The sequence below is a fragment of the Pseudomonas sp. PDM09 genome (assembly GCF_014852305.1).
Taxonomy (GTDB): domain Bacteria; phylum Pseudomonadota; class Gammaproteobacteria; order Pseudomonadales; family Pseudomonadaceae; genus Aquipseudomonas.
Map to the genome: position 1 here is coordinate 216,893 of NZ_JACVBI010000002.1, position 26,585 is coordinate 243,477.

31 protein-coding genes, 1 tRNA gene and 1 pseudogene are annotated in these 26,585 nt (G+C 55.5%); 25 read left to right on the forward strand and 8 right to left on the reverse strand.

All coding sequences use genetic code 11. The features are described from left to right. Positions 1-266 precede the first annotated feature (266 nt). The 8 genes from IB250_RS05650 to IB250_RS05685 all read left to right on the forward strand — a co-directional run bounded on the left by IB250_RS05650 (position 267) and on the right by IB250_RS05685 (position 7,882). Positions 267-719, forward strand: coding sequence for a hypothetical protein (locus IB250_RS05650; protein ID WP_192343337.1), 453 nt, complete (start codon positions 267-269; stop codon positions 717-719). A gap of 176 nt (positions 720-895) precedes the next feature. Then, a complete protein-coding gene (locus IB250_RS05655; RefSeq protein ID WP_008075878.1) occupies positions 896-1,852 on the forward strand; it encodes a sugar ABC transporter substrate-binding protein in 957 nt (318 codons plus the stop codon). 56 nt (positions 1,853-1,908) lie between these two features. Further along, positions 1,909-3,462 (forward strand): sugar ABC transporter ATP-binding protein, encoded by a 1,554-nt coding sequence (locus IB250_RS05660; protein ID WP_192343338.1) that lies wholly within the window; start codon positions 1,909-1,911, stop codon positions 3,460-3,462. Further along, positions 3,459-4,436, forward strand: a complete 978-nt coding sequence (locus tag IB250_RS05665) for an ABC transporter permease (protein ID WP_095052164.1) — start codon at positions 3,459-3,461, stop codon at positions 4,434-4,436. Before IB250_RS05660 ends, IB250_RS05665 begins: the two co-directional genes overlap by 4 nt. 3 nt (positions 4,437-4,439) lie before the next feature. Beyond that, positions 4,440-5,459, forward strand: a complete 1,020-nt coding sequence (locus IB250_RS05670; RefSeq protein WP_192343339.1) for a LacI family DNA-binding transcriptional regulator — start codon at positions 4,440-4,442, stop codon at positions 5,457-5,459. A gap of 42 nt (positions 5,460-5,501) precedes the next feature. Continuing rightward, positions 5,502-6,419, forward strand: coding sequence for a ribokinase (gene rbsK / locus IB250_RS05675; RefSeq protein ID WP_192343340.1), 918 nt, complete (start codon positions 5,502-5,504; stop codon positions 6,417-6,419). Further along, a complete protein-coding gene (rbsD, locus tag IB250_RS05680) occupies positions 6,416-6,820 on the forward strand; it encodes a D-ribose pyranase (protein WP_123498772.1) in 405 nt (134 codons plus the stop codon). The genes rbsK and rbsD overlap by 4 nt, the downstream gene beginning before the upstream one ends. Positions 6,821-6,853: 33 nt before the next feature. Then, entirely contained in the window at positions 6,854-7,882 is a 1,029-nt protein-coding gene (locus tag IB250_RS05685; RefSeq protein WP_192343341.1) for a nucleoside hydrolase, read from the forward strand. A gap of 40 nt (positions 7,883-7,922) precedes the next feature. Here the strand turns inward: IB250_RS05685 and IB250_RS05690 are convergent, their stop codons facing one another. Beyond that, positions 7,923-8,129, reverse strand: coding sequence for a hypothetical protein (locus IB250_RS05690; protein ID WP_063340416.1), 207 nt, complete (start codon positions 8,127-8,129; stop codon positions 7,923-7,925). A 131-nt stretch (positions 8,130-8,260) separates the two neighbouring features. On the opposite strand from IB250_RS05690, the gene IB250_RS05695 reads away from it, so the two are divergent. Together IB250_RS05695 and IB250_RS05700 are read left to right on the forward strand one after the other, a co-directional pair. Next, positions 8,261-8,566: a hypothetical protein gene (locus IB250_RS05695; protein ID WP_008075867.1), complete on the forward strand. Its 306-nt coding sequence runs from the start codon at positions 8,261-8,263 to the stop codon at positions 8,564-8,566. Positions 8,567-8,731: 165 nt separating this feature from the next. Next, positions 8,732-9,049 (forward strand): I78 family peptidase inhibitor, encoded by a 318-nt coding sequence (locus IB250_RS05700; protein WP_192343342.1) that lies wholly within the window; start codon positions 8,732-8,734, stop codon positions 9,047-9,049. Positions 9,050-9,121: 72 nt separating this feature from the next. Here the strand turns inward: IB250_RS05700 and IB250_RS05705 are convergent, their stop codons facing one another. Both IB250_RS05705 and IB250_RS05710 read right to left on the reverse strand, forming a co-directional pair. Beyond that, the gene (locus IB250_RS05705) at positions 9,122-9,334 is read right to left on the reverse strand and encodes a cold-shock protein (RefSeq protein ID WP_003179963.1); all 213 of its coding nucleotides are present in this window, start codon (positions 9,332-9,334) and stop codon (positions 9,122-9,124) included. A gap of 290 nt (positions 9,335-9,624) precedes the next feature. Beyond that, positions 9,625-9,927 carry a hypothetical protein gene (locus tag IB250_RS05710; RefSeq protein WP_123498778.1) on the reverse strand — a complete coding sequence of 101 codons (303 nt, stop codon included), beginning with the start codon at positions 9,925-9,927 and terminating at the stop codon, positions 9,625-9,627. A gap of 374 nt (positions 9,928-10,301) precedes the next feature. Here IB250_RS05710 and thrS point away from each other — a divergent pair, with 374 nt between their 5' ends. From thrS to IB250_RS05755, 9 genes are all read left to right on the forward strand, one after another. After that, positions 10,302-12,224 carry a threonine--tRNA ligase gene (thrS, locus tag IB250_RS05715; protein WP_123498780.1) on the forward strand — a complete coding sequence of 641 codons (1,923 nt, stop codon included), beginning with the start codon at positions 10,302-10,304 and terminating at the stop codon, positions 12,222-12,224. Further along, on the forward strand, positions 12,224-12,775 hold the full coding sequence (gene infC, locus IB250_RS05720) for a translation initiation factor IF-3 (RefSeq protein WP_172435341.1): 552 nt from the start codon (positions 12,224-12,226) through the stop codon (positions 12,773-12,775). Before thrS ends, infC begins: the two co-directional genes overlap by 1 nt. Positions 12,776-12,835: 60 nt before the next feature. Continuing rightward, positions 12,836-13,030 (forward strand): 50S ribosomal protein L35, encoded by a 195-nt coding sequence (gene rpmI / locus IB250_RS05725; RefSeq protein ID WP_002553160.1) that lies wholly within the window; start codon positions 12,836-12,838, stop codon positions 13,028-13,030. A 28-nt stretch (positions 13,031-13,058) separates the two neighbouring features. Further along, positions 13,059-13,415 (forward strand): 50S ribosomal protein L20, encoded by a 357-nt coding sequence (gene rplT, locus IB250_RS05730; protein WP_007905879.1) that lies wholly within the window; start codon positions 13,059-13,061, stop codon positions 13,413-13,415. 109 nt (positions 13,416-13,524) lie between these two features. Further along, complete coding sequence (pheS, locus tag IB250_RS05735) at positions 13,525-14,541, forward strand: phenylalanine--tRNA ligase subunit alpha (protein WP_007905876.1); 1,017 nt, start codon at positions 13,525-13,527, stop codon at positions 14,539-14,541. A 26-nt stretch (positions 14,542-14,567) separates the two neighbouring features. After that, positions 14,568-16,946, forward strand: coding sequence for a phenylalanine--tRNA ligase subunit beta (gene pheT, locus IB250_RS05740; protein ID WP_192343343.1), 2,379 nt, complete (start codon positions 14,568-14,570; stop codon positions 16,944-16,946). Between the two features lie 3 nt (positions 16,947-16,949). Beyond that, the gene (ihfA, locus tag IB250_RS05745; RefSeq protein WP_002553164.1) at positions 16,950-17,252 is read left to right on the forward strand and encodes an integration host factor subunit alpha; all 303 of its coding nucleotides are present in this window, start codon (positions 16,950-16,952) and stop codon (positions 17,250-17,252) included. After that, the gene (locus tag IB250_RS05750) at positions 17,233-17,589 is read left to right on the forward strand and encodes a MerR family transcriptional regulator (protein ID WP_003179985.1); all 357 of its coding nucleotides are present in this window, start codon (positions 17,233-17,235) and stop codon (positions 17,587-17,589) included. Before ihfA ends, IB250_RS05750 begins: the two co-directional genes overlap by 20 nt. An 89-nt stretch (positions 17,590-17,678) precedes the next feature. After that, positions 17,679-17,755 (forward strand) — tRNA-Pro (locus IB250_RS05755). A gap of 79 nt (positions 17,756-17,834) precedes the next feature. On the opposite strand, the pseudogene IB250_RS29005 reads toward IB250_RS05755, so the two are convergent. After that, positions 17,835-17,962 (reverse strand): annotated as a pseudogene (locus IB250_RS29005) (site-specific integrase); the annotation flags it as partial. Between the two features lie 441 nt (positions 17,963-18,403). Here IB250_RS29005 and IB250_RS05760 point away from each other — a divergent pair. Together IB250_RS05760 and IB250_RS05765 are read left to right on the forward strand one after the other, a co-directional pair. Further along, positions 18,404-18,826, forward strand: a complete 423-nt coding sequence (locus IB250_RS05760; RefSeq protein WP_192343344.1) for an RDD family protein — start codon at positions 18,404-18,406, stop codon at positions 18,824-18,826. A 42-nt stretch (positions 18,827-18,868) separates the two neighbouring features. Next, on the forward strand, positions 18,869-19,255 hold the full coding sequence (locus IB250_RS05765; protein WP_192343345.1) for a hypothetical protein: 387 nt from the start codon (positions 18,869-18,871) through the stop codon (positions 19,253-19,255). Between the two features lie 82 nt (positions 19,256-19,337). On the opposite strand, the gene IB250_RS05770 is transcribed toward IB250_RS05765, so the two are convergent. Then, complete coding sequence (locus IB250_RS05770; protein ID WP_192343346.1) at positions 19,338-19,880, reverse strand: DinB family protein; 543 nt, start codon at positions 19,878-19,880, stop codon at positions 19,338-19,340. Positions 19,881-20,009: 129 nt separating this feature from the next. Between IB250_RS05770 and IB250_RS28805 the strand changes: the two genes are divergently transcribed. The 4 genes from IB250_RS28805 (at position 20,010) to IB250_RS05785 (ending at position 23,722) form a co-directional block, all read left to right on the forward strand. Continuing rightward, positions 20,010-20,138, forward strand: coding sequence for a hypothetical protein (locus IB250_RS28805; protein WP_256349037.1), 129 nt, complete (start codon positions 20,010-20,012; stop codon positions 20,136-20,138). 184 nt (positions 20,139-20,322) lie between these two features. Then, on the forward strand, positions 20,323-20,898 hold the full coding sequence (locus IB250_RS05775; RefSeq protein ID WP_192343347.1) for a hypothetical protein: 576 nt from the start codon (positions 20,323-20,325) through the stop codon (positions 20,896-20,898). Between the two features lie 1,031 nt (positions 20,899-21,929). Beyond that, positions 21,930-23,147 carry an O-antigen ligase family protein gene (locus IB250_RS05780; RefSeq protein ID WP_192343348.1) on the forward strand — a complete coding sequence of 406 codons (1,218 nt, stop codon included), beginning with the start codon at positions 21,930-21,932 and terminating at the stop codon, positions 23,145-23,147. Beyond that, positions 23,144-23,722, forward strand: coding sequence for a serine O-acetyltransferase (locus IB250_RS05785; RefSeq protein WP_192343349.1), 579 nt, complete (start codon positions 23,144-23,146; stop codon positions 23,720-23,722). The genes IB250_RS05780 and IB250_RS05785 overlap by 4 nt, the downstream gene beginning before the upstream one ends. A 165-nt stretch (positions 23,723-23,887) precedes the next feature. Here the strand turns inward: IB250_RS05785 and IB250_RS28610 are convergent, their stop codons facing one another. The 3 genes from IB250_RS28610 to IB250_RS05800 are packed head-to-tail and all read right to left on the reverse strand — an operon-like array spanning position 23,888 to position 26,571. Next, positions 23,888-24,169 carry a hypothetical protein gene (locus IB250_RS28610; RefSeq protein WP_225603320.1) on the reverse strand — a complete coding sequence of 94 codons (282 nt, stop codon included), beginning with the start codon at positions 24,167-24,169 and terminating at the stop codon, positions 23,888-23,890. Between the two features lie 14 nt (positions 24,170-24,183). Further along, positions 24,184-25,449, reverse strand: a complete 1,266-nt coding sequence (locus IB250_RS05795) for an MFS transporter (RefSeq protein WP_192343350.1) — start codon at positions 25,447-25,449, stop codon at positions 24,184-24,186. A gap of 51 nt (positions 25,450-25,500) precedes the next feature. Beyond that, positions 25,501-26,571: a sugar phosphate isomerase/epimerase family protein gene (locus IB250_RS05800; RefSeq protein ID WP_192343351.1), complete on the reverse strand. Its 1,071-nt coding sequence runs from the start codon at positions 26,569-26,571 to the stop codon at positions 25,501-25,503. Between the last annotated feature and the right edge of the window lie 14 nt (positions 26,572-26,585).

Below are 26,585 nucleotides of genomic sequence, written 5' to 3' on the forward strand. Positions count from 1 at the left end.
GGTGTAGGAGAAGAGCAGGATCTGTACCAGCCTGACATTCAACAAGTAGATCTTTTAACCTCATGATTTTTATATAAATTATTGAAATATCTGGAAAAGTGTTCGCACTTGCTCGTCCGGGTTCCCGAACATGGGTTGCTTTTGCGTTCGGCTCTCCGACCTCCATTAAGAAAGTCACCTTGCGAAATCGAAAATCAGTGCTAAAGAAACTCCCGCACAGGTCGATGCTCCTTTAACAGGGATCAAATTTTTCCAGGAGTTCACACATGTCGTTTGCTGTCGGTTTTCCAAATGCAGGTGCCATCACTATCGCGGGCAAGTCTCCGGCGACTGTCAACGCCTTGAGTGAAGCGACGTCCGACGCCTCAACCCAAGCGCTGGGTGAAGAGGCGGGTAGTGACAACCAAGTCAGAACCGGTGGCGGTGCGCAGACTCAGGGCGAAAGCAAGTCCGAAAAAAGCAGCAATCAAAGTATTGCGGTGCAGGTACTGCTCAAACGCATGCAGGAACTTCAGCAGCAACTGCGCGAACAGCAGCAACAACTGGCGGCCACTCAGGCAGCGAATTATCCGACCCCGGAAGCCAAAGCCACCGCTGTCATGTCGATTCAGGGGCAAATCGCCGATACCAGCGGTGCGCTCGCGCAAGTGACAGGCAATCTGGTCAAAGAGCTGGCCAAGGGTTCCAGCAGCGGCAATCTGGTCAGCACTACGGCGTGAGGCAGGGTTGACTTTTGCCGGTCGGGACACAAAACGGGTCGTTGACAAATCTCGATAGGGTTCGCATAGTTTGGTCTACGCAAACGTTTGCGCGGTCACCCTTGATGGCTTGATCCCGTAGGGGCAGAGTCCAGCGCAAGCATTGCTCAGAATAATCATAAGATCGGAGTGAACCCATGAAGCTGCCATTCGCTGGACGTCTTCTCGCTGTCGCAATGCTGGCTGCCGCATCCGCCGCGTTGCCCGTCTCTTCGGCTTTCGCCGAAACCCCTGAAAAACCTAAAGTCGCATTGGTCATGAAATCCCTGGCCAACGAATTCTTCCTGACCATGGAAGACGGCGCCAAGGCTTACCAGAAAGACCACTCCGGCGACTTCGAGCTGATCTCCAACGGCATCAAGGACGAAACGGACACGGCCGGCCAGACGCGTATCGTCGAGCAAATGATTTTGTCCAAAGTCAACGCATTGGTCATCGCTCCGGCAGATTCCAAGGCCATGGTTCCGGTCATCAAGAAAGCGGTCGACGCCGGCATCACCGTGATCAACATCGATAACCAGCTGGACCCGGCCGTGGTCAAAAGCAAAAACATCACCGTTCCATTCGTAGGCCCGGATAACCGCAAAGGTGCGCGTCTGGTGGGTGAGTACCTGGCCAAACAGCTGAAGGCTGGTGATGAAGTCGGCATCATTGAAGGCGTTTCCACCACCACCAATGCGCAACAGCGCACGGCGGGCTTCAAGGATGCGATGGAAGCGGCGCAGATCAAAGTCGTGTCCCTGCAATCCGGTGATTGGGAAATCGACAAGGGCGGCAAAGTTGCCTCGTCGATGCTCAGCGAATACCCGAACATCAAGGCTCTGTTGGCCGGCAACGACAGTATGGCGGTCGGCGCGGTATCTGCCGTGCGCGCGGCGGGCAAGGCCGGCAAGGTGCAAGTGGTCGGTTACGACAACATCAACGCCATCAAGCCAATGCTCAAGGATGGCCGTGTCCTGGCCACCGCCGACCAGTTCGCTGCCCGCCAAGCGGTATTCGGCATCGAGACTGCGCTGAAAATCATCAAGGGCGAGACAGTCGATAGCGGCGCCAACGGCGTCATCGAAACTCCGGTAGAGCTGGTTACCAAGTAGTCTTTCTGGCGACACAACGGTGCTCGCCTCCTGGGGCGAGCACATGGAGAGTTTTTATGTCCGTTTGCGCCCCGAACGCTGTCCTCTCGGTCAGCGGTATCGGTAAAACCTATGCCCAACCTGTCCTCACCGGTATCGATCTGACGCTGATGCGCGGTGAAGTGCTGGCGCTGACCGGTGAGAATGGTGCCGGTAAAAGCACGTTGTCGAAAATCATTGGCGGACTGGTCACGCCGACCACCGGCCAGATGCAATTCCAGGGGCAGGATTACCGTCCCGGCAGCCGGAGCCAGGCCGAAGAGCTGGGCATCCGCATGGTCATGCAAGAACTCAATCTGTTGCCGACATTGTCGGTAGCGGAAAACCTGTTTCTCGACAACCTGCCCAGCCATGGTGGCTGGATCAGCCGCAAGCAATTGCGCAAGGCGGCGATCGAGGCCATGGCCCAGGTCGGCTTGGACGCCATCGATCCGGATACTTTGGTTGGTGAACTAGGTATTGGTCATCAGCAAATGGTCGAGATCGCTCGCAACCTGATCGGCGATTGCCACGTGCTGATTCTCGACGAGCCGACAGCAATGCTCACGGCCCGTGAAGTCGAAATGCTGTTCGAGCAGATCACTCGCCTGCAGGCTCGTGGCGTGTCGATCATCTACATTTCCCACCGCCTCGAAGAACTGGCAAGGGTGGCCCAGCGCATCGCGGTATTGCGCGACGGCAACCTGGTCTGTGTCGAGCCGATGGCCAATTACAACAGCGAGCAACTGGTCACCCTGATGGTCGGCCGTGAATTGGGCGAGCACATCGACATGGGGCCGCGCAAGATCGGCGCGCCGGCCTTGACGGTCAAAGGGCTGACCCGTTCCGACAAAGTCTGCGACGTGTCTTTCGAAGTGCGCGCCGGTGAGATTTTCGGGATTTCCGGATTGATCGGGGCAGGGCGCACCGAGTTGCTGCGCTTGATCTTCGGCGCCGATACAGCCGACAGCGGCACCGTCGCGCTGGGCGCGTCGGCTCAGGTGGTGAGTATTCGTTCTCCGGCCGACGCGGTTGGTCACGGCATCGCGCTGATCACCGAAGACCGCAAAGGCGAAGGCCTGCTGCTGACACAATCGATCAGCGCCAACATCGCCTTGGGCAATATGCCGGTGATTTCCAGCGGTGGCTTCGTCAACAACGGTGACGAGATGTCTCTGGCCCAGCGTCAGATCAACGCCATGCGCATTCGCAGTTCCAGCCCGACGCAATTGGTCTCGGAATTGTCCGGCGGCAATCAGCAGAAAGTCGTGATCGGCCGCTGGCTCGAACGCGACTGCACGGTGATGCTGTTCGACGAGCCGACCCGTGGCATCGACGTCGGCGCCAAGTTCGATATCTACGCATTACTCGGTGAGTTGACCCGTCGGGGCAAGGCGCTGGTAGTGGTGTCCAGCGACCTGCGCGAACTGATGCTGATCTGCGATCGCATCGGTGTGTTGTCGGCAGGGCGTCTGATTGACACCTTCGAGCGTGACAGCTGGACCCAGGATGATTTGCTTGCCGCCGCTTTCGCCGGCTACCAAAAACGTGATGCGCTGCTCAACGAAGCAGCGCCTAGGGATCTTCCATGAATACTGCATCTTTGGCCGGCAAACGTAGTGGCAATTTTTACGGCCTCGGCACTTATCTGGGCCTGGCCGGTGCCTTGCTGGCGATGGTCGCGCTGTTCTCGATCCTGAGCAGCCATTTCCTGTCCTACGACACCTTCAGCACCCTGGCCAACCAGATTCCCGATTTGATGGTGTTGGCGGTCGGCATGACCTTCGTATTGATCATCGGCGGTATCGACTTGTCGGTGGGGTCGGTACTGGCGCTCGCGGCCTCGGCGGTCAGCGTGGCGATTCTCGGTTGGGGCTGGAGCGTCTTGCCTGCGGCCTTGCTTGGCATGGCGGTAGCGGCATTGGCCGGGACAATTACCGGCTCGATCACCGTGGCCTGGCGGATTCCATCGTTCATCGTGTCCCTCGGCGTGCTGGAGATGGCGCGAGGCCTGGCGTATCAAATGACTGGTTCGCGCACTGCCTACATCGGTGATGCCTTCGCCTGGCTGTCCAACCCGATCGCCTTCGGCATCTCCCCGTCATTTATCATTGCCTTGCTGATTATCTTCATCGCCCAGGCTGTGCTGACGCGTACGGTGTTCGGTCGTTACCTCATCGGCATCGGCACCAACGAAGAGGCAGTGCGTCTGGCGGGGATCAATCCGAAGCCCTACAAGATCCTGGTCTTCAGTCTGATGGGGCTGTTGGCCGGTATCGCTGCGTTGTTTCAGATTTCGCGCCTGGAAGCGGCAGACCCGAACGCCGGCTCCGGTCTGGAATTGCAAGTGATTGCCGCTGTCGTGATCGGCGGCACCAGCCTGATGGGCGGGCGCGGTTCGGTCATCAGTACATTCTTTGGCGTCCTTATCATCTCGGTACTGGCGGCCGGTCTGGCGCAGATCGGCGCGACCGAACCCACCAAGCGCATCATCACCGGTGCGGTGATCGTGGTGGCGGTGGTGCTTGATACTTATCGCAGTCAGCGCGCAAGCCGGCGGACCTGAGTCATGGCAACAATCAAGGATGTAGCGGCACTCGCGGGCATTTCCTACACCACGGTTTCCCACGTGGTGAACAAGACGCGGCCGGTCAGTGAAGAAGTACGGGTCAAGGTCGAGGCGGCGATCAAAAGCCTCGACTACGTGCCCAGTGCCGTGGCCCGGTCGTTGAAAGCGAAAACCACCGCGACCATCGGTCTGCTGGTGCCCAACAGCCTCAACCCGTACTTCGCCGAGTTGGCCCGTGGCATCGAGGATTACTGCGAGCGCAACGGCTATTGCGTCATCCTCTGCAACTCCGACGACAACCCGGACAAGCAACGCAGCTACCTTCGCGTGTTGCTGGAAAAACGCATTGACGGCCTGATCGTTGCCTCAGCCGGGGGGGATAGCGGTCTGGCCGAAGGTCTGGCGGGGGTGCGCACGCCGATGGTAATCGTCGACCGTGGGCTCGAAGGTCTCGATGCCGATCTGGTGCGCATCGATCATGAATACGGTGCCTACCTGGCGACCCGACACCTGCTGGATCTGGGGCATCGGGACATCGCCACGATTGGCGGGCCGGGGAGTACCAGCGTGGCGCAGATGCGTCTGGCCGGTTATTGCCGCGCCTTGAAAGAGGCAGGCATCGAAGTGCCGCGCGAGCGCATGCTGGAAAGCGACTTCACCAGCACGGGCGGTTACAACGCCGCCGCGATACTGCTGGAAAACAACCCGCCCAGCGCGATCTTCGCCGGTAACGACATGATTGGCATCGGTGTGTTGCGCGCCGCTGCCGAGCGCAATATTCGTGTGCCCACCGAGTTGTCGGTGATCGGCTTCGACGACATCCAGATGAGCCGTTACGTCTATCCGGCGCTGACCACCGTTGGTCAATCGATCCTGCAGCTTGGCGAGATGGCGGCCGAAGTGCTGTTGCGCAGGATTGCCACGCCGGATCTGGCAACCGATCAGCGCATCGTGACGCCCAGTATTGTCCTGCGTGAATCGACTGCGCCGCTGGCCAGTACATTTTCCCAATACCGCTGAAATAAAAAGCACCGCAGAAACAGAATTGACGAGTAGTGATGTATGCCAGCAAAAGTAGTGGTAATAGGCAGCCTGAACATGGACCTGGTAACCCGGGCACCACGGCTGCCCCGTGGTGGTGAAACGCTGATTGGCGAATCGTTTGCTACGGTTTCCGGCGGCAAGGGCGCGAACCAGGCCGTGGCTGCGGCGCGGCTGGGGGCGCAGGTGTCGATGGTCGGTTGTGTCGGCAATGACGCCTATGGCGAAGCGCTGCGCGGGGCGTTGTTGGCCGAACAGATCGATTGCCAGGCGGTCAGCACGGTCGAAGATTCCAGTGGCGTAGCGTTGATCGTGGTCGATGACAACAGTCAGAACGCGATCGTGATTGTTGCCGGTGCCAACGGTGCGCTCACACCCGAAGTGATCGACCGTTTTGACGCGGTGTTACAAGCGGCGGATGTCATCATCTGTCAGCTGGAAGTTCCGGATGCCACGGTTGGCCATGCTCTGAAGCGCGGTCGTGAGCTGGGTAAAACCGTGATTCTCAATCCGGCGCCGGCCAGTCGCCCGCTGCCGGCGGATTGGTATGCGGCCATCGATTACCTGATCCCCAACGAAAGCGAAGCCTCGGCCCTGAGCGGTTTGCCGGTGGACTCCCTGAGCACCGCCGAAACCGCCGCCACCCGCTTGATCGCCATGGGCGCCGGCAAAGTGATCATCACCCTGGGTTCTCAAGGATCACTGTTCGCCGATGGCCAACGCTTCGAGCATTTCCCGGCAGCGAAAGTGAAGGCGGTCGATACCACCGCAGCCGGCGACACGTTCGTCGGTGGTTTCGCCGCGGCGCTGGCGGCCGGCAAAAGCGAGGCCGATGCGATCCGTTTCGGCCAGGTCGCCGCAGCGCTGTCGGTCACCCGGGCTGGTGCGCAACCTTCGATTCCCACCTTGTCCGATGTACAGGCCTTTAAAGCACCATGAAAAAGACTCCTTTGCTCAACGTCGCGCTGTCGCGGCTGATCGCCTCCCTGGGCCATGGCGACACGGTGGTGATCGGCGATGCCGGCCTACCGGTTCCGCCCGGCGTCGAATTGATCGACCTGGCTTTGACCCACGGTATTCCAGACTTCGTCAGTACCTTGAAGGTTGTGCTGAGCGAAATGCAGGTCGAAAGCCATGTGCTGGCCCATGAGATTCTGGATAAGAAGCCGTCGGCCTTGAGCGCGCTGGATGAGCTGAATGCCGACGGTGTACTGGGGCGGCGCGAGCTGCTCAGTCATGACCAATTCAAAGTGCTCAGCCGACAAGCACGGGCGATTATTCGTACAGGCGAATGTCAGCCGTACTGCAACATCGTTTTGGTGGCTGGAGTAACGTTCTAACTTTCCGTTCTTCCCACGCACAAGGAGTGCCCTATGCAACGCTATGCTCAGAAACTGCACCATCTGCTTCGGAGTCTGCTGCTTTTGTCCCTGATTACCGCAACAAGCGCCCAAGCGGCGGAAAAGATCGACTTGATCATCGACACCGATCCGGGGGCCGATGATGTGGTCGCCTTGCTGTTTGCCCTGGCATCGCCGGAGGAGTTGAATATTCGTGCGCTGACCACCGTTGCGGGCAACGTGCGTCTGGACAAGACTTCGCGTAATGCGCGTCTCGCCCGCGAGTGGGCAGGGCGCGAGGAGGTGCCTGTTTACGCGGGCGCGCCGAAACCAATGATGCGCACGCCGATTTATGCCGAGAATATCCACGGCAAGGAAGGCCTGTCGGGTGTCACGGTGCACGAACCGAAGAAAGGCCTGGCCGAAGGCAATGCGGTCAATTATCTGATCGATACCCTGAAGACCGCCAAACCCCAAAGCATCACCATCGCCATGCTCGGTCCACAGACCAACCTGGCGCTGGCGCTGATCCAGGAGCCTGAAATCGTTCAGGGCATCAAGGAAGTGGTGATCATGGGCGGTGCGCATTTCAATGGCGGCAACATTACCCCTGTGGCCGAATTCAACCTGTTCGCCGACCCTCAGGCTGCGGAAGTGGTGCTCAAAAGTGGCGTCAAGCTGACCTACCTGCCGCTGGACGTGACCCACAAGATCCTGACCAGTGAAGCGCGCCTGAAGCAAATCGCCGCTCTGAACAATAATGCCAGCAAACTGGTAGGCAATATTCTCAACGAATACGTCAAAGGCGACATGGAGCATTACGGCATTCCGGGTGGCCCGGTGCATGACGCCACGGTCATCGCTTACCTGCTCAAGCCAGAGCTGTTCACGGGGCGTTCGGTCAACGTCGTGGTTGATAGCCGCGAAGGGCCGACCTTCGGCCAGACCATTGTCGACTGGTATGACGGGCTGAAGGCACCGAAAAATGCCTTCTGGGTTGAAAGCGGCGACGCTCAGGGCTTCTTCGACCTGTTGACCCAGCGTCTGTCTCGTTTGAAGTAAGTCATAGGCCCGCAGGTGTCAGCCTGCGGTTTTTTTTGCGCTACTCGGTCTCTGTTGCGCCCTTATAGTCGGCGGGGTACTTCTCGAGAACCTGTTTGATGAATGTCTGTGCGGCTTGTGTTCCCAGTTCCTTGACCAGCAAATCGATACCAATGATTGCCAGCTCTTCCGGGCTACCCGGGCTGTAAGAGCTGTGGCCTTGTGGCCACTTGGCTTTGATGTCGGCGTCGATGCTTACGGTGGTCATGATGGCGCTCGTGAAGTCGGAAAGGCTGAGTATCGAGTTAACCATTTTGCGCGGCGTTTGGCACTCCGACTTAGGCATGAGGGGAGGGCTATGCGACACTTGGTCTTTGACGAATTTTCAAGGACCGTGCTGTGCAGATCGATTTGAACACTCCCGACGGCTTGACCCTCGAAGCGGTGCGTCAGTTGCTGGCCTCTGCCAGCGACGATGAACACACTCAGTTGCGGGTCACCAAGGGCGGTATCGCCTACATTTCCTCGGGTATTGTGGGCGGTACGGACATCGACGGGTTGCTGTTTCGCCTGGAAACCTGGGCCAAGGGTTCCGGTTATGTCGGATTGGTCGCGGCCAGCGATGAGGTCTGGGTGATGCAGATTTTCAATGCGCTCAAGGAGAACTGGCCGAAACCGCCTTTCGACTACATCGACGTCTATTGATCGCTGTTCATATTCAGTCACGATTGAATGATGAACGACAGGGTGATGCTCAGGCAAACTCGTCGCTGTCCGGATCGAGGGCGGGGCGATGGTACTCATCTTGAAACCAAACGCCGAAATGGCGGTCGCACGATCTCAGCTTAACTATTGAAAAAAGGAGGCTTCATGCCTTGGAAGCTCGCGTCATTGGGTACTTTGTTGGCCGCCACTCTGCTGGCCGGTTGCAGCAGTACGTCCACCGAGTCGGCAAAGGACCCCGTGGCGACCGATACCGGCCACAGCCGTTGTGAAGCCAAAGCTGCCGAATTCACCATTGGCAAAAAGGCTTCGCCCCAATTGCTGGAGCAGGCACGTACCCGCTCAGGCGCGCAGAATGCCCGGTTCCTCAAGCCCAATGATATGGTGACCCTGGAATACCGCTCTGATCGCCTGAACCTGAACACCGACAACAACCTGGTGGTCACCCGCGTCAATTGCGGCTGATTGCTTCAGGCTTTTGTTTCGACCATAAAAAACCCCGTCACATGGACGGGGTTTTTTTAGTGCGCCAGAAAATTACTCTGGGCGGACTTGTGCAGCTTGCATACCCTTTTGGCCTTTCTCAGCCACGAAGGAAACGGTCTGGCCTTCTTTCAGGCTTTTGAAACCGTCGCTTTCGATAGCTTTGAAGTGTACGAACAGGTCGTCACCGCCACCTTGAGGAGTGATGAAGCCGAAGCCTTTTTCATCGTTGAACCATTTAACGGTGCCGGTTTGGCGATTAGACATGGTGTATCTCCAAGAAACATATATTTTCAGTAGTACTGTGCTGCTCAGGCCAACTGGGCACACCGGAGTATCATAGTCGAAATGTTCGCTTTGGGAGCCCCCCGGCGGTGCTGTTTGCCCTACAGTCGTGTTTTCTTTGTTGCTTTGCGTGGCTGAAAGCCCCGGTTTAAAAGGCTTTCAGCCGAAAGTAAAGACAATAAAAAAAGCTGAAAAACCTTCGTAAATCGTACGGAAAAGCTGAAATTCATCCTTTTTTATCAGCGTTGGGCCGAGTCAAAAGGTTTTTTTTCTCACTTTTTCGCCGGTGCATTGGCCTTGCATTTGGCTATCTGACCCAGCGCCTTTTGTTGCAAATCCGGACTGGCCTTATTGTCCATCAGAGCCTGAATGTCGCTGGCCGGGTACGATTTGATAGCGTCGGCACCACATGCGCAGTGTGACTTGGCTGCCGCAGCGCCGATCTGCGGAGTGGCCGCCTGAGTGCACTGAGCCATGTATTTCTCGCGCTCGCCCTTTGGCCAATCGGCATGGGCAGCCAGCGGCAGCAACAGGACGACGGGTGCGACGATGGCGAATAAACGATTCAGACGCATGCTGGGATGCTCCTTTTGGGTCAATGTCTTGTTATCTGAGGGGTAAAGCGAGGTTCAAGTTCAGCACTCTGGCATAAAAATGCGTGATTTGCCCCAGCAGAAAACCTTGCCACCGCGACGACCGTTCATCTGTGCTAGCATGCCTCGCTCGGGCGTTTGCAAGCTCCGGATGACCTTCAGTCCCGGTAGCGGCAGCGACTCGAATAACCCTGATTTGAATCCCAGTCACTCTGGTTCGGTTTTCCGGTTGGCCGCAAGGCTCCTGCCGCTGTAAGGCAGGCGTTCGTCATTGAATGGCCTGGATCGGATCTTGTACTGGCTCATCCCAACCCACGTGACCTTTGGTAGGGGTCACCACTAGGAGAGGAGGCGCCATGCCAACTATTACTCTTCCCGACGGCAGTCAACGTTCATTCGATCACCCGGTTTCCGTAGCCGAGGTCGCCGCATCCATCGGTGCCGGTCTGGCCAAGGCCACCGTGGCCGGCAAGGTCGATGGCAAGCTGGTCGACGCCAGCGACATCATCGATAGCGACTCCTCGCTGCAAATCATTACGCCAAAGGATGAAGAGGGGCTGGAGATCATTCGCCACTCTTGTGCCCACCTGGTGGGTCATGCGGTCAAGCAGCTGTACCCGACTGCGAAGATGGTCATCGGTCCGGTCATCGACGAAGGCTTCTATTACGACATCGCCTTCGAGCGTCCTTTCACTCCGGACGACCTGGCAGCCATCGAACAGCGTATGCAGCAGCTGATCGAAAAAGATTACGACGTGATCAAGAAAGTCACTCCGCGCGCCGAAGTGATCGAAGTGTTCAAGGCCCGCGGCGAAGACTACAAGCTGCGTCTGGTCGAAGACATGCCGAACGAGCAGGCCATGGGCCTGTACTATCACGAAGAATACGTCGACATGTGCCGCGGTCCGCACGTGCCGAATACCCGCTTCCTGAAATCCTTCAAGCTGACCAAGCTGTCCGGCGCCTACTGGCGTGGCGATGCCAAGAACGAGCAATTGCAGCGCGTTTACGGCACCGCATGGGCGGACAAGAAGCAGCTGGCGGCTTACATCCAGCGCATCGAAGAAGCTGAAAAGCGCGATCACCGCAAGATCGGCAAGCGTCTGGGCCTGTTCCACACCCAGGAAGAGTCGCCGGGCATGGTGTTCTGGCACCCGAACGGCTGGACTCTGTACCAGGTGCTCGAGCAGTACATGCGCAAGGTTCAGCGCGACAACGGCTATCTGGAAATTAAAACTCCACAAGTCGTTGATCGCAGCCTGTGGGAGAAATCCGGGCACTGGGCCAACTACGCCGACAACATGTTTACCACTCAGTCGGAAAACCGCGACTACGCCATCAAGCCGATGAACTGCCCGTGCCACGTGCAGGTGTTCAATCAGGGCCTGAAAAGCTACCGCGAGCTGCCGATGCGTCTGGCCGAGTTCGGTGCCTGCCACCGTAACGAGCCGTCGGGTGCACTGCACGGCATCATGCGCGTTCGCGCCTTCACTCAGGACGATGCTCACATCTTCTGTACTGAAGAGCAGATGCAGGCCGAATCCGCTGCGTTCATCAAGCTGACCATGGACGTCTATGCCGACTTCGGCTTCAAAGACGTCGAGATGAAGCTGTCCACTCGTCCGGAAAAACGCGTCGGTTCCGACGAGCTGTGGGATCGCGCCGAAGCTGCACTGGCTGCAGCCCTTGATAGCGCTGGCTTGCCGTACGATCTGCAGCCGGGCGAGGGTGCGTTCTACGGTCCGAAGATCGAGTTCTCGCTGAAAGATTGCCTCGGCCGCGTCTGGCAATGTGGTACCCTTCAGCTCGATTTTAACCTGCCTGTCCGTCTGGGAGCCGAATACGTCTCTGAAGACAACAGTCGCAAGCACCCGGTTATGTTGCACCGGGCGATCCTGGGCTCCTTCGAACGTTTCGTCGGAATCCTGATCGAGCACTACGAGGGTGCATTCCCCGCGTGGCTGGCTCCGACCCAGGCAGTGATCATGAATATCACTGATAAACAGGCTGATTTTGCCGCTGAGGTTGAAAAAACCCTCAATGAAAGCGGATTTCGTGCCAAGTCTGACTTGAGAAATGAAAAGATCGGCTTTAAAATCCGCGAGCATACTTTGCTCAAGGTTCCCTATCTCTTGGTTATCGGAGATCGGGAAGTCGAGATGCAGACTGTCGCTGTGCGTACTCGTGAAGGTGCTGACCTGGGCTCGATGCCCGTCGCCCAGTTCGCTGAGTTTCTCGCGCAAGCGGTTTCCCGGCGTGGTCGCCCAGATTCGGAGTAATTATTATTAAGCGTGAAATGAGACAAGATAAACGAGCTGCACCGAAAGCCCCGATCAACGAGAATATCTCGGCACGCGAGGTTCGGTTAATTGGAGCTGAAGGTGAACAGCTTGGGATTGTGTCAATTGAAGACGCGCTTCTTAAGGCTGAAGAGGCCAAACTGGATTTGGTGGAAATTTCCGCCGATGCAGTACCCCCTGTTTGCAAACTGATGGACTACGGCAAATCGATCTTCGAGAAGAAGAAGCAGATTGCCGCGGCCAAGAAAAACCAGAAGCAGATTCAGGTTAAAGAAATCAAGTTTCGTCCAGGGACGGAGGAAGGGGATTACCAGGTAAAACTGCGCAACCTGGTACGTTTCCTGAGTGATGGGGACAGGGCCAAGGTATCCTTGCGATTCCGCGGCCGTGAGATGGCCCACCAGGAGCTGGGGATGGAACTCCTCAAGCGAGTTGAAGGTGACTTGCTCGAGTACGGTTCGGTCGAACAGCATCCTAAGATGGAAGGACGCCAGCTGATCATGGTCATCGCCCCGAAAAAGAAGAAGTAATCAATAGGGCACGGCAGGCCTTCTGATTATGTTTATCAACTGAATGCGGAGTATCCGAACATGCCAAAAATGAAAACTAAAAGTGGTGCTGCTAAGCGGTTTTTGAAAACTGCTAACGGTATCAAGCACAAGCACGCTTTCAAGAGCCACATCCTGACTAAAATGTCGACCAAGCGTAAGCGTCAACTGCGCGGTAGCAGCTTGCTGCATCCGTCTGACGTGGCAAAAGTCGAGCGCATGCTGCGCCTTCGTTAATTTTAGTCAAGAATAGAGGAAGTAACTCATGGCTCGTGTAAAGCGTGGCGTCATTGCCCGTAAACGTCACAAAAAAATTCTGAAACTTGCTAAAGGCTACTACGGCGCTCGCTCGCGCGTATTCCGTGTTGCCAAGCAAGCGGTAATCAAGGCAGGCCAATACGCCTACCGTGACCGTCGTCAGAAAAAACGTCAGTTCCGCGCTCTGTGGATCGCTCGTATCAACGCTGGTGCACGTATCAACGGTCTGTCCTACAGCCGTTTCATCGCCGGCCTGAAAAAAGCGTCCATCGAGATCGACCGTAAGGTTCTGGCTGATCTGGCAGTGAACGAAAAAGCGGCGTTTGCTGCGATTGTCGAGAAAGCTAAAGCCACCTTGGCTTAAGTACCCCCGACAGTCACCCGGCCTCACCTCTGTGGGGCCAGGTGTTAAACGTCATAAATAGGGGAAGAGCCTTCAAGCTCTTCCCCTATTTTGTATCTGGAGTCTGTACATGGAAAACCTGGATGCGCTCGTCTCTCAAGCACTAGAGGCTGTGCAAAGCGCTGAAGATATCAATGCCCTGGAGCAAATCCGGGTTCACTACCTTGGCAAAAAGGGCGAATTGACTCAGGTGATGAAGACCCTGGGGAATTTGCCGGCAGAAGAGCGCCCGCAAGTCGGCGCACTGATCAACGTTGCCAAGGAGCGTGTCACAGAGGTTCTCAATGCGCGCAAGGCACTGTTTGAAGAGGCCGACCTGGCCGCCAAACTGTCCGCCGAGTCCATTGACGTGACCCTGCCTGGCCGTGGCCAGACCTCCGGTGGTCTGCATCCGGTTACTCGCACTCTGGAACGTATCGAACAGTTCTTCACCCACATCGGCTACGGCATCGCCGAAGGCCCTGAGGTCGAAGACGATTACCACAACTTTGAAGCGCTCAACATCCCAGGCCATCACCCGGCCCGGTCGATGCATGACACCTTCTATTTCAATGCCAACATGTTGCTGCGCACCCATACCTCTCCGGTACAGGTCCGCACCATGGAATCGAAACAGCCGCCGATCCGCATCGTCTGCCCAGGCCGTGTGTACCGTAGCGACTCCGATATCACTCACTCCCCGATGTTCCACCAGGTCGAAGGCCTGCTGGTCGATCGCGATATCAACTTCGCCGACCTGAAAGGCACCATCGAAGAGTTCCTGCGCGTGTTCTTCGAAAAAGAACTGGCCGTGCGTTTCCGTCCTTCGTACTTCCCGTTCACCGAGCCTTCCGCCGAAGTCGACATGGAATGCGTGATGTGCAGCGGTAAAGGTTGCCGTGTCTGCAAGCAGACTGGCTGGCTGGAAGTCATGGGCTGCGGCATGGTTCACCCGAACGTGCTGCGCATGTCCGGGATCGACCCGGAAGAGTTTTCGGGCTTTGCCTTCGGCATGGGCGTTGAGCGTCTGGCCATGCTGCGTTACGGCGTGAACGACTTGCGTCTGTTCTTCGACAACGACTTGCGGTTCCTCGCGCAATTTCGCTAGTCGTAACGAATTCTTAGGAGAGCAGGATGAAATTCAGTGAACAATGGCTGCGTGGCTGGGTAAGCCCGCAGGTAAGTCGCGACGAGCTGGTTGCCCGTCTGTCGATGGCCGGTCTTGAGGTCGATAGCGTTACGCCGGCCGCCGGCGTATTCAGTGGCGTGATCGTGGGCGAGGTGCTGAGCACTGAGCAGCACCCGGACGCCGACAAGTTGCGCGTTTGCCAGGTCAGCAATGGCTCGGAGACTTTCCAGGTCGTGTGCGGTGCGCCAAACGTGCGCCCGGGCCTGAAGATCCCGTTCGCCATGATCGGTGCCGAACTGCCAGGCGACTTCAAAATCAAGAAAGCCAAGCTGCGTGGCGTTGAATCCAACGGCATGCTGTGCTCCCAGGCCGAGCTGCAAATCGGCGAAGGCAACGATGGCCTGATGGAATTGCCGGCCGATGCGCCGGTCGGTCAGGACATTCGTGAGTACCTGAGCCTCGACGACGCCAGCATCGAGGTCGATCTGACCCCGAACCGCGGTGACTGCCTGTCGCTGGCCGGTCTGGCCCGCGAAGTCGGTGCACTTTATGCTGCCCAGGTCGTGCGCCCGGCGATTGCCAGCGTTCCGGCCGTGCATGATGAAGTGCGTTCGATTGAAGTGCTGGCACCGGCCGCGTGCCCGCGTTACCTGGGGCGCGTGATCCGTAACGTCGACCTGTCCAAGCCTACGCCGCTGTGGATGGTCGAGCGTCTGCGTCGCGCCGATGTGCGCAGCATCGACGCCGCCGTCGACATCACTAACTATGTGATGCTGGAACTGGGTCAACCGCTGCACGCGTTCGATCTCGCCGAAATCAATGGCGGCATCCGCGTACGCATGGCCGAAGAAGGCGAGAAACTGGTTCTGCTTGATGGTCAGGAAGTCAGCCTGCGCAGCGATACGCTGGTGATTGCCGACCACGCTCGCGCGCTGGCCATTGCTGGCGTCATGGGTGGCGAGCACAGTGGTGTGTCCGCAACCACTCGCGATATATTCCTGGAAAGCGCGTTCTTCGACCAGATTGCTGTCGCTGGCAAGGCTCGTTCCTACGGCCTGCACACCGATGCCTCGCACCGCTACGAGCGTGGCGTGGACTGGAAGCTGGCCCGTGAAGCCATGGAGCGCGCCACTGGCCTGCTGCTGGACATCACCGGTGGCGAAGCTGGTCCGATCATCGAAACCGTCAGCGAGCAGCACCTGCCGTCGATCGCGCCGATCACCCTGCGTGCCCAGCGCATCACCCAGATGCTGGGCATGGAGATGGATTCGGCCGAAGTCGAGCGTCTGCTCAGCGCTTTGGGCCTGACCATTACCGTCGATGGGGCAGGGCAGTGGCGCGTAGAAGTGCCAAGCTTCCGCTTCGATATCAGCCTGGAAGTCGACCTGATCGAAGAGCTGGCCCGTCTGTACGGTTACAACCGTCTGCCGGTTCGCTACCCGCAAGCCCGTCTGGCGCCGCAAGCCAAGGCCGAAGCGCGCAGCGATCTGCCTGAACTGCGTCGTCTGCTGGTGGCTCGTGGTTATCAGGAAGCGATCACTTACAGCTTCATCGATCCGAAACAATTCGAGTTGTTTAATCCGGGTGTCGAGCCGCTGCTGCTGGCCAACCCGATTTCCAACGACATGGCTGCCATGCGTTCGTCCCTGTGGCCTGGTCTGGTCAAGGCGCTTCAGCACAACCTGAACCGTCAGCAGGATCGCGTCCGTCTGTTCGAAAGCGGCCTGCGCTTCGTCGGTCAGCTGGAAGGCTTGAAGCAAGAACCGATGCTGGCGGGTGTGGTGTGCGGTAGCCGTCTGCCGGAAGGCTGGGCGCAAGGTCGCGATGTCGTGGACTTCTTCGACGTCAAAGCCGATGTGGAAGCGGTACTGGGCTTCGCCGGCGCACTGGACTCGTTCACTTTCGTGCCGGGCAAACACCCAGCATTGCACCCGGGTCAAACCGCGCGCATCGAACGTGAAGGCCGTTTGGTAGGTTTCGTTGGCGCGATCCACCCTGAATTGTCGAAAACCCTCGGTCTCGACCGTCCGGTCTTCGTATTCGAGCTGGTTCTGGCCGAAGTGGCGTTGGGCAAAATGCCTAAATTCCAAGAGTTATCGCGCTTTCCTGAAGTGCGTCGTGACCTTGCACTGCTGGCGGATAAAGACGTTGCAGCCACTGCCGTACTGGACGTAATCCGTGAAAATGCAGGTGAATGGCTGACAGACCTCAGGCTATTTGACGTGTATCAGGGTAAAGGTATTGATCCGCATAGAAAAAGCCTTGCAGTTGGCTTGACCTGGCAGCATCCATCGCGCACTCTTAATGACGATGAGGTGAATACCACGACGCAAAACATCCTCACCTCGCTCGAACAAAGGTTGAACGCCACGTTAAGGAAGTGACGTATGGGGGCTTTGACGAAAGCTGAGATGGCGGAACGTCTGTATGAAGAGCTGGGCCTGAACAAGCGGGAGGCCAAGGAATTGGTCGAACTGTTTTTTGAAGAAATCAGGCACGCTCTTGAAGACAACGAACAAGTCAAATTGTCCGGTTTCGGCAATTTCGACCTTCGGGACAAACGCCAGCGGCCTGGCCGCAATCCGAAAACGGGAGAAGAAATCCCGATCACGGCTCGCCGTGTGGTCACCTTTCGTCCAGGGCAGAAGTTGAAGGCCCGAGTTGAGGCTTATGCTGGAACCAAGTCATAACGACGAGCTACCCGTCATCCCGGGCAAACGCTACTTCACCATTGGTGAAGTCAGCGAGCTATGTGCCGTAAAACCGCACGTGCTGCGCTACTGGGAGCAGGAGTTTCCTCAACTCAACCCCGTCAAACGCCGCGGAAACCGCCGGTATTATCAGCGCCAGGACGTGCTGATGATCCGGCAGATCCGCGCGCTTCTTTACGATCAGGGGTTTACCATCGGCGGCGCACGCTTGCGTTTGTCCGGTGATGAAGCCAAAGACGACACTACCCAATACAAACAAATGATCCGCCAGATGATCGCCGAGCTGGAAGATGTGCTGGTGGTTCTCAAGAAATAAATTCCTGCTTTTAAATACTTCCAGTTTTCAAAAGCTTGCGATATATTCTTGAGCGTTCCTCGAGATGAGGAACAGATTCAACGCCTAGTCGGGGCGTAGCGCAGTCCGGTAGCGCACTAGCATGGGGTGCTAGGGGTCGAGTGTTCGAATCACTCCGTCCCGACCATATTATTCAATGAATTAGGCCAATGTTCACAGCATTGGCCTTTTTCATGCGCGTGACATTTGCGTAACTTCTCGATTTCTCACGCCTGCTTCCGCCTCAAAATGGTCAACACCGGTCCACGCGAGTCGCTTGCTGACACCGTGTTCGCAGCTTCAATCAAATGTCCAAGCTCAGCGCCCGGGTATGACTGGTGATGCTGCCGGTCTTCTATTGGTACTGACAGCCTGAGAGAACGATTTAGCTATGGGGGGCTGACCTTCGCCCTTACATGGCTCCGCATTCAATACGACGGAACCAAGCCAGTCCACCAGCTCATCGAAGCTGCACTAGGGTGTGCTGCCCGTTATGAGTATGTGAGATCAATTCTGACCAAGGGAAGGTTGTCGGCATCGTATGTACAACGATAGGACTCTCCAATGCCAGCGCTAGTCTTGGGTAGCAGTTCGCAAAAGCGTGTAAGTAATGCCGCCATCCGTGACCGAAAAGCCTTTGACTGCTGCCTGTGGCGAGAGAGCCGATGTATCCGCAGAGCACATCTGATTCTCAGACACAAAGATGCGCAATCAATCGCTGGTGAAACGAAGTAATTCAATGTTGCTAACGTGGTGCCGATACTCCTGTATCCATATACCAACGGAGTGACAACGCATGGAAATCAGCAACACCCAAAGCGAGTACCAGAAGCCCAAAAATCTGGCTGGCCTGGGACGTCGATGGGGAGGACAAATGATTGACTCCATAACCACCTTCTTTCTGTTCTATGCCGTAGGGCGAGCAGCCGAGTTTGTTGGTTTACCGCCAACCGTGGTCGCCCTTCTGGCTTTAGGCGCAGGTGCTGCGTATTACCTGTTTTCCGATGCAATGCCCAACGGTCAAAGCTTGGGTAAAAAGCTGCTGGGGATGTCCGTGATTGATGAGCAAAGCTACCTTAACTGCAATCTCTATCAATCTTTTATGCGCAACATCACTACGCCGTTTCTGAATATTTTTGACTGGATATTTATTTTCTTTGGCTCACGAAAACGGCTTGGTGACATGCTCGCATCTACGATCGTGATCCGATCCAAGTAAAGGAAAATGCTACGGTCCCCACTTTCCGGGCGAGAAAGAATCATGCGGTTTTTTGTGAGAGTAGTAGGCGTTCCGGCTTTGGCATTGATGCTTCTGTCTTTGCATACGGGAGCGGAAACCATCAGGATTTCAGGGGGGGCGGGCGGGTGCGAGCAGCCTGCTTTGACGGCAGCTTACATAATGCATGGCAGGCAGTACGAGCTTCCCATTGAAGAGACTAAGTCGCTAATCCCCGACTACGATCCGATTAAAGATGAAACAGGACTGACCAAGAAAATGTTCTCTGCTGCTGAGCTTTATCCAGTGGAGGAAACAAGGGAGGGTAAGGAAGCCTCAGTGAAGCAGTTTTCCACTTTCTTTCGGGTCCTGTGCTTTGATGCTTATAGAAAAATGCAGCAGGCAAATCAAAAGCAGGGGAGCGGACAATGAACATGCGGATTTTGACAGGGATGGTGGTCTGAAACTCCGCATGTCCTGACGTGAAAAGCCCAGCCTAAATGCTGGTTTTTTGCTAAGTGCAGGACTCGGATGGAATCAAAACGACTAGATCCGTATCGCCTACGTCGACACCCGCCTGCGAAAACAGAGTTGTAACTTGGCCGCGATGATGGGTCTGATGGTTAAAAAAATGCATGACCAGGCTGTAAAAATCCTTAGCGGACACTACACCCTTCATGTTTGCATAATTGAAGGGGCTGTCTAAATCGGACTCCGTAATGGATTGAGCCCATTTGATGATTATTCGGTCGAGCCATTCTCGATACGCTGAGAGCTCTCGAATATTAGAGAACAACAATTGATCGAGGCTTTTCAGATCAGGAAGCTGCCTCACCGGCTCCAGTGCCAAGTGGTTCGTTGGGTGCTTGGCGAATCGCTTCAGCCAGATGGTATCTCCGACCGCTAAGTGGTTCAGAGTCCCGAGAATAGAGCCAAAAAAAGCTTTCCTGTCCGCCGAGAGCACTTCATCGGACAAGCCCCTGGCTGCTTCATAGACCTTGGCACTCATCCACTCGTTATAGGTTGCCATCAGACAGATATGGCTAGTGCGGCTCATCGTGTTCATCCTTTGAGTGGTTTGATAAGCGATCCTCGCTCATCTAAAAGCCCAGTCTAGTGCTGGGCTTTTGTATTTTGGCGGGCTGTATCAAGCCTGGGCGGGCCGGGCAAGATTTTAGCAGAGACGGTGTCCACATCGTTTGAGGTCCAACGCAACGACATCCCCGATGACGATTACTACGACGAGATCTTCGGTTGTGTCGACACCATCGGCCCGCTGGCTGGGGCACATTGCCCGCACCCGTCGGCTCGCTGACATTGACCGAGCAGACTCGTCAGCTCGGCAAGCGCTGGGCTAGGGAAAAACCCCGCAAAAACAGCCGCTTCCAGATGGATGGCTGGCTGTGTAACTTGTTGATACAAATATGAATCTGTATCATTTAGTTTCATATCAAGGGTGCGAGGGAGTGCATTGCCCATATAAAAATAAGGTCAAGGTAATGCTCAAAATGCTACTCGTGTATGGTCATCTGATTGCCACCTGTATTGCTCTGGGGAGGGTGTTACAGGCGGATCAAAAGCTATGGAGCTGGCGCAAGGATGTGTTGAGTGAGATACAGCGTGAGTATCTCGACGAGACCCAAAAAATCGTCACGCTCGCGCTATTGGCTCTTTGGGGAAGTGGCTTGCTGCTGGTGCTACAGGGTTACCTCTATGAGGGGAGCGCGTATCTGCTCAATCAAAAGCTCTGGGCCAAGGTGAGTGTTGTCGCGCTGCTTAGCCTCAATGGTGTTTTGTTGCATCGGATCGGTTTCCCGCTGCTGCAGAAGGCCCCCTTTGTCTTGTTACGCAACTCCGGCCGCACTCGCCTGGCTCTCTTGGGCGCTCTCTCTATGAGCAGCTGGCTATTTGCTGCTTTCCTGGGGGTAGCTCGAGCGTGGAATCACGTACTTCCTTACTTGCATGTGATGGGTGCTTTTGCTCTGTTCTCGTTGGTTGCCTGTGTAGTGGCGCTGATAGTCGCCAGTGCAGCGGGCGTCAGGGGAGATGAGTTGTCACGTACTGGCAGCAAGTGAAGCTTGGTTGTGCCGGCCGCCGCTAAGGCGGCACGGTGGATCAAGAGGTTGAATACTCGATATACAGTCTTTCGAGCGCCTCTTGAAACCACCGCGTCCGAGAGCCTGACTGACACCTCCAAATTCGACGTTTTTTAGCCCCAACCGCAGTGTCAAACAGCTCTTGCTGTTTGGGTCACAAATCATTTTGCAGGTAGTTGGCACCTTCTTGCTTGACCTGGTCTCAGGAAAGGCCCACCAGCTTTGGCTCCAGCGATCTGATCTCAAACCTTTTAGCGTGGCCCGGTGGGTGTCGAATCCGCTGCTAACTCATACTCTCACATTTCCCTTCACGAAATTTATGACAGCTTAGACCGCCGTACGTTGGCGGCAATCCAACTGGTTCGACAGACCTTGCGGCCCATTGATATTCAGGCCAGTCGTTTGGGGCATCGACAACCCTGTATTGGCTGTGGCGAACAAAAAAAATACTCGACTGATCCGTGGTGCAATTGACAACGGCCTGGCGGCGAGCAGATCGACGGACTAGTATCCGATGCCTGCTACTTCGGCCTCGATGATCGCCGCGCAGAAAAGGTCTTGCGTAATTCCCCTCGCCCGTGCTGTGACCTAAAGGATATCCGCACCCCAACAGGGCAGCACCAGGTTGTCAGCCGGCGCAATATTAGGTCGCTCACAACGGAGGCTCTACAGTAAACTGTAGAAAAATGAATGCGAAGTACCTTTGATGGATGTTGATTTGCCGAATCTAGAACCAGGTGAAGTAAGCAGGAAAACACCATCAGTTAGGAGGAAGGGGGGGAGGGATCCTGGGCTTTTTTGGTCTTTGCGTATTGGCTTTTTCTGCGATGAATGTCGCTACCACCTGCGAAAGCGATCCGGCGTTCCAAGCATAGGAAAATCTCATGGCTGCCCCAACCCAAGAAACCACTGACTCAGCACATGGCCGCTGAAGCTATCTCTTAGTTGTTATCTGTAGAAAAAGTCGCTATTGCTGTGCGATGCTTACTCAACTTGTAACTGGATGCACCATGACCTACCAAGGAAATTTTTTTTTACGATTTTCACTTGCGATTTTGACGGTTGGATTTATTGCACACATCGCCGGAATGCTATTCATTATTGATGGCAGTCGCCACACGACGATTTCCAATGCCACGTTGTTCATACCAGCATTGATTCTCTGTATTTTTGACAAGCCATTACGCGAAAGCCTAATCAGCAAAAAATACCTGCTCACGGGTCTTATGTTGATCTTTACAATTGCGGTAGCTTTGACTAACAGCGGGTCGGAAAACTCGGTGTTTGTACAGTTTAAAATAGCCTTATATGTAATTTTATACTTGGCTACCATTAATCTGTTGGTCAGGGAAGGTAGATTGGAGGTATGTCTTAATATTCTTTTTGTGACGGCGGGAATAACGGCTATAGCAAGCATTGTCGTGCAATCGATAATGCAAGATAAGAGTATTTTTGTGAGTGAAAACCGCCTGTACAGCTTAGGTTACGGAAAGTACGCCAATTTTCAGAACCCTATTATTGCAGCACTGTACTACGGCTTTTTTGGAGTTTACGGTTTTTCGCAGTTACTCACTAAACGATACTCTCAAAACACAATCCTGCTGTTCAGCGCTTGCGTATTGGGTTTGTCCTTGTTCGTCTACTGCACTTTCGCTCGTGGGGTCTGGCTGGGGTATGGTCTCGCGATTTGCACCACGGCTATTCTCCATCATAATGAACGGTCGAAAAAATGGCTCCTTGCGGCAGCAGCATTAATAGTGGTCATATCGATTTCGCTGTTGCCAATATTGATTAATCAGTATTCACGGGGGCTAAGTCTCAGAGACCTCATCTGGGAAGGCTGGCTTGAGCGTATTGAGAAGTTTTGGTTAACCGGTGCCGGTGCTGCTCGCAGATTTGAAATATGCCTCTCTGGCGACCAGTGCTACTCTCAAGCTCACAATCTGTTTTTACAGTTTTTTTATGAGTTTGGGATCGTTGGGCTTGTGTTAATGCTATCCATGCTCGTCGTTGTATTTCGTCAATCTATGAATCAACGTGCCTGGATGATGCCATTGGGTTCAATAGGTTTACCTTTGCTTATATTTGGTATTGTGACCGCCCTATTCGATTATCATACCGTCCTGAGCAGGCCTGGCGTCTACTGGATGATCTTCTGGCTACCCATAGGGATTGTTCTTTCTACTCAGTTGATAATGGATTCTAAAGATAAAAAGGATCTCGCATGACCGCTAGCATTCTTAGCGCGGCCAAGCGCTATTGGCATGTCGAAATCATTGGTAGCCTGGATAAGCCTTTCAGTTGGAGGCGGGTTTTTCAAAAGTGTCGTCGGAGCAATAGATATCGTTATATCTTCTGGTTTCGCCTTGCCTATGTTTTACATGCGCAAGGCAATAAATTCTTGAAGCGTCGAGGCAAACTTCTTAATGAAAAAATAAGTCGTGAATTTAATGTGGAGATCATGTTGGGCGCCACCATTGGTGAGGGTTTGTGGATTGCCCATCCTACCGGGATCGTGATTACATCACATGCAGAGATCGGCAAGAACTTTAAAATATGGCAGAACTGCACTATCGGCATCAAAGGGCAGAGCGATGATATAAAGCTGGTCATAGGTGATGGGGTTCGAGTTCACGCCCACTCCTGCATTATTTCGGACAACTTGGAGCTGGGGGATAATGTTGTTGTCGGTGCGGGTAGCTTTATAAATAAAAGCGTGCCTGCGGGTCACGTTGTGTTTAACTCGCGCGATGTAAAAGTTCAGGAATACGACGTAAAATTAATGGGCCGCCTTCAACAATAAGTAATGGTTTTTCCCTTTGGTGTTCACCCTCGAGGCGTTCTTTGAACGAGAAGGACTATCACGGCGGCGCTTGTTCGCATCTGTGGAGCTCCATTCAGAGATGATGGGAGCTTAGTCGCTCTCAATACGCGAACAATGTGCCGCCGCTAAGGCGGCACAGGTGGATCAAGAGGTTGAATACTCGATATACAGCCTTTCGAGCGCCTCTTGGTACTTATCTCCCTTTAACGTTTTTTTCAGCACTGCCAGTGCCTCAAGCGCTGAAGCAGCAGCCAGCGCCTCGTTTTCTCCCCGGTAGGCGGCGCGCAGTCTTGCTGCTGCAATTATCGATTCTTCAGTCGTTGGCATGTTATTGCCCTCGAAGGATTGAACCTCACTGATAGTCGCAACCCTCAACGATTTCAAGTCCAGGGTGAGAGCTCCACCGAAAGGCCTTGGCCTGTTCATGAGGGCGACCTCGATCAGCTTTGCACCGCACCCACCCCACCCATTGCCACCGATTTAATCCGCACGCTCCTATACAACACACTGGACACCATGAATCCAACAATGGCCAACAGGCTCATCAAGCTGAAGACATAGTTGTAGCCTTGCTGACCCGGGAAATGGTCGAGGATTGCGCCGTAGATGACGTAAGCGAACATACCCGGTGCGTAGCCGATCAGGCAGCCAATACCGAAGGCTGAACCGGTGATGTGCGAAGGGATGCCGACTTCACCCATGGGCGCCCAGAACACGCCGCGCATGGAAAACACAATCAGCGCGAAGGACAGCGTGGCGGCCATGCCTGCGTAGATAAAGCTCGGGCTTTTCGGGATCAGCAGGATGACGCCCATCAGCGGCAGCAAGGCCAGGAATGCCCATTTCAGATAGCGGCTGGTGCTCTTGAATTGCTTGTCGGCAATGAAGCCGCCGGCAGGGCCGCCCAGGATTTTGAGGAAGTACTGATTGATGATGCCGTAGGCGCCCACCAGTGCCACGGGCAGCTCGTACATTTCCTTGAGGTAGGGAATGAAATAGGTCAGGCCGCAGTAGACGATGTAGACCATGAACACATTGAGGCTGACCAGCCAGATACCCGGCACCTTGATGGCTTCGAGCAGGTTCGCCAAACCGTTCTTCGGCTTGGCAATCGACTGTGCGCTGCCGCCCTTGAGCAGGAACCAGGTCAGGGTTCCGGCCAGAATGTCGATGACCGAGTAGAAGAGGATGGCCGATTTCAGACCGGTTTCACCGGAGCCCATGGCGACGAAAACGCCCAGTGCAGAAAAGGCGACCAGGGTATCAATGACGCCACGCCCACCTTCCAACAGTCCAAACAACCGACCCTGTTCCTGATCGTCACCCAGATTGCGGATGGCTTTGAGCAGCGAGGGCCAAAAGAAGCAATCAGCGCAGACGGCCAGCAGGCTGAACACGATCAGCAGATTGCTGAAGGGCGGAAAGGTCGCCAGATACAGCCCTAGGCCGCCGGTACCGATCAGGCCGATGGGAATCATTTTGCGCGTGTCGTAGCGGTCGGCGAGCATGCCGCCGACGACAAACAGTGCGGTGGCGATGATGGCGTTGGCGCTCAGCAGCAGGCCGATTTCAGTGTGGCTCAAACCCATGAATTCTTGCATGGGGATATAGAAGGCGTCTTTGAGGTTCGCCAGTTTGTAGATGGTGCCACCACCGAGGATGAGAATCAGGAATCTGAGCCATTTGGCCTTGTCACGAGTTGTCATTATTGTTCTCCAGGCGTAATTGGGTAAGCAGTGCCGGTTGTCACGTCAGGTTCAGGCGTTTTCGTGGTTGGCCAGGATCAACTCGGCCAGGGTTCGGAATTCGGTCAGCAGGCTTCGTACATAGGCGACCTGGTTGTTCGCCCAACGGTGTTCGTCGGCGAGCATTCGTTCGAGCGAGTAGCCGTCCGGGAGTGGCGTGTCACTCATTTCCCGGTACGCAATGAATGGATCGGCAACCTCAAAGGTCTGGCGGAATGCCGGGGCGACGTAGTGGTTTTCCTGCTCAAGAATGAAGGCGATCACTTGCGGGGTTGAGTCGCCGAGCATCAACAGCTCGAACAGCATGCGGGCGCTCGGCAGGTCGTCATCGTCGCTGCCCTGCAGCACGCCGTAATGGCCGAATCCGTTTTGTTCGGGGACGATGCGCACACCCTTGAGATGGGTCTGGCGTATGTGCGGCGCCAGAGTTCGCAGCGCCGGCAGGGGCTGTTCGCAGGCGTTGATCATGTTGCCGAAGTCGAACAAGGCGTGCAGCCGAGGGTGGTTTAGCCGGCTCAGCAGTTGCGCGATCTCGGCGCTCTTGAGTTCCTCATGCTGCTCGAAATCAAAGAACAAGTCGTGCTCATCGGCCTGCTGCGCGAGGTAATGCAGGTCTGACTCGATCACGTCCATGACCCGGGACAGCGTCCCCTCGTAACGTGAGTAAACGCGGATGTTGCGAACCCCAAGCGCCTTGGCAATGGCGATCACCTGATCGACATCTTTTTTCAGCGTGCTGCTGATTTCCAGGTGCACATCCAGTGCGAGCGCATTGGCCTTGTCGGCAAACGCTTGCAACTGTGCGGGCGTCATTTGGCTCAGGCTGTTTTCTTCGCCGTCGAGCAAGTGCAGGCTCAGACCCTGCAACTCGTGGCGATAGGCGAAGTCCAGCAGGTCGGCAGGCGTGACACGGCCATGGGTGAGGTTGGTCAGCAAGGGATAGGCATGAGCAAACAAGCGCATCTGCCCAAGGCGGTCGAGCAGTTGGCGGGCCAGTGCCTCAGTCAGTAGGGGAGGTGTTCCATCCTGGGCAGCCTTGTGGCTGAGCAAGGCATTGAATCGCTCTTGGATCTTATTGTTCATTCGAGTCGTTCCTG